The following is a 1,848-nucleotide window of genomic DNA, read 5'->3' on the forward strand; positions in this document are numbered from 1 at the left end:
CCGGTAATTGTCAAGATAGTTGTCAGTAAAATCTTGATTTTTTATTGGTTACATATACATCTGGGCTGCCGGACTTTACTCCGGGCTGAGAGCAGCTGTCAATGACAAGACGAGTTGCTGCACAATCATTGACAGCTGCTCTCAACCCAGAGTTTATAGTAGCCAAGCCCGATGGATGAGGAATTACGAAGCCTTTGCTTCATCTTCCTTACTCACATTTGTAATCTCTACTTTTACCTCTGGATTAAGGTAAACTTTTTCGGGCATGCTCCAGTCACGAGTCTTGCGGCCATTCCATCTTTCAGGATGGGCTGCTTTTGCTGACTCGTATACTTGATGGCGGTTTTCAAGAATCTCCTCTCCTTTTTCGCTTCTCATCTGATTCGGTGTCAAAAAATTGATCCCGCTGTGATGATGCTCATAGTTATACCATTTGACAAACAGGCGTACCCATTCTCTGGCTGCCTCGATGGATTCAAAGCCTTTAGGCTGGTAATTAGGCCTGTATTTTAATGTCTTGAATAATGATTCGGCATACGGATTGTCATTGCTTACTCTTGGACGGCTGTTTGAGGGAGTGATCCCCAGCTGGTATAGTGTCGCCAGCATAGTAGCGCCTTTCATCGGCGACCCATTATCAGAGTGCAGTACCAGTGGTTCTGTTGTCAGGCGTTTCTGTTTCAGACAGATCCTGCGGACTAATTCACTGGCGTGATCTGCACTTTCCGTTTCGTAGACTTCCCATCCTACGATGGATCGGTCATACAGATCGGAAAAGAGATAAAGATAGTAGTACATGCCACGGTGCGGCCCATTTAAATATGTAATGTCCCACATCCAAACCTGATTTGGCGCATCTGCGGAATAAGTTGTTGGATGATGTCTCGTCGGTGCTTCTGATCTTCCGCGGTGATTCTGCATTTTTTCTTCATGCAGAATTCGATATATTGTGGATTCCGAACCGATATAGATACCTTCATCTGCAAGGGCAGGTACTAATTCACAGGGTGGCATGCTTGCATATTCTGGTTTGTTCACTGTATCAATGATCGTTCTTATTTCTTCGGACGTCAGCTTATTAGCCGGAGGTTTTCGCTCTGCTTTTGGGCGCAGATCATCATAAGATCCTGTTTCCTTTTTCAGGCGGATCCAGCGATAATAAGTTCTTTCATTAACACCAAGTTCTTCGCAGGCTTTTGACAATGACGCGCCGGAAGAAACCGCCTCTTTGATCAGTAAAACAGCTTTTTCGCGATCTGAGGCACTGATCATTCGTCCTCGGGATCCCCCCAGATCGCATCGGCTTTTTTTCTCAGTACGAGAAGAGCTGCCGTTTCGGCAAGAGCTTTTTCCTTTCTTGCCAGTTCTTTTTCCAGCTTTTTACGTTCCTTTTCGGATTCTTTAAGCTCTTTGTTCAAACGTGCTGCCTCTTTGGCAACACCACCGTTGGCATTCATACAGGCATCGCGCCATGCTTTGATCTGTTCAACGTAAAGCCCTTTTTTGCGGGCATACTCAGCAAGTTCAGTTTCATTCATGCTTGCTGTTTCAACAACGATAAGGAATTTATCCTGTGTGCTCCAGTTATCCGGAAGAGCATCCTTTCCAGGTGCTGCAATACCGTCGGCTCTGGCCTTATCACGCCAGTTACGGAGAGTCTGTTCAGATATTCCTTCTTCTTTGGATATCTTACTGATGGATTCGTTGTTAGGCGGAAGCATTCTCCTTAATAAAGCTTCCTTGAGTTCTGGACTGTAGTTCATAGTGAAAGCTCCTTCCCGTGATAGCTATCTATATACTACCACAAAAACTTTCAAGCTTCACTGACATCTATCCTAACACACAGGG

The 1,848-nt window shown here is 45.1% G+C and carries 2 protein-coding genes; both read right to left on the minus strand.

What is annotated here, in order from left to right; all coding sequences use genetic code 11:
- Window positions 1–183 precede the first annotated feature (183 nt).
- Window positions 184–1,272, minus strand: coding sequence for an IS3 family transposase (locus ACTNDS_RS16590; protein WP_441036855.1), 1,089 nt, complete (start codon window positions 1,270–1,272; stop codon window positions 184–186).
- Window positions 1,269–1,763 (minus strand): transposase, encoded by a 495-nt coding sequence (locus ACTNDS_RS16595; protein ID WP_441036856.1) that lies wholly within the window; start codon window positions 1,761–1,763, stop codon window positions 1,269–1,271. Before ACTNDS_RS16595 ends, ACTNDS_RS16590 begins: the two co-directional genes overlap by 4 nt.
- Window positions 1,764–1,848: the final 85 nt, after the last annotated feature.

It is taken from the genome of Blautia sp. HCP3S3_C12, from assembly GCF_052064155.1.
Lineage (GTDB): Bacteria > Bacillota > Clostridia > Lachnospirales > Lachnospiraceae > Blautia_A.

Excerpts from the sequence above, each read along its gene's own strand:
- ACTNDS_RS16595 (WP_441036856.1), bottom strand. The coding sequence starts at position 1,763 with ATGAACTACAGTCCAGAACTCAAGGAAGCTTTATTAAGGAGAATGCTT.
- ACTNDS_RS16590 (WP_441036855.1), bottom strand. The coding sequence starts at position 1,272 with ATGATCAGTGCCTCAGATCGCGAAAAAGCTGTTTTACTGATCAAAGAG.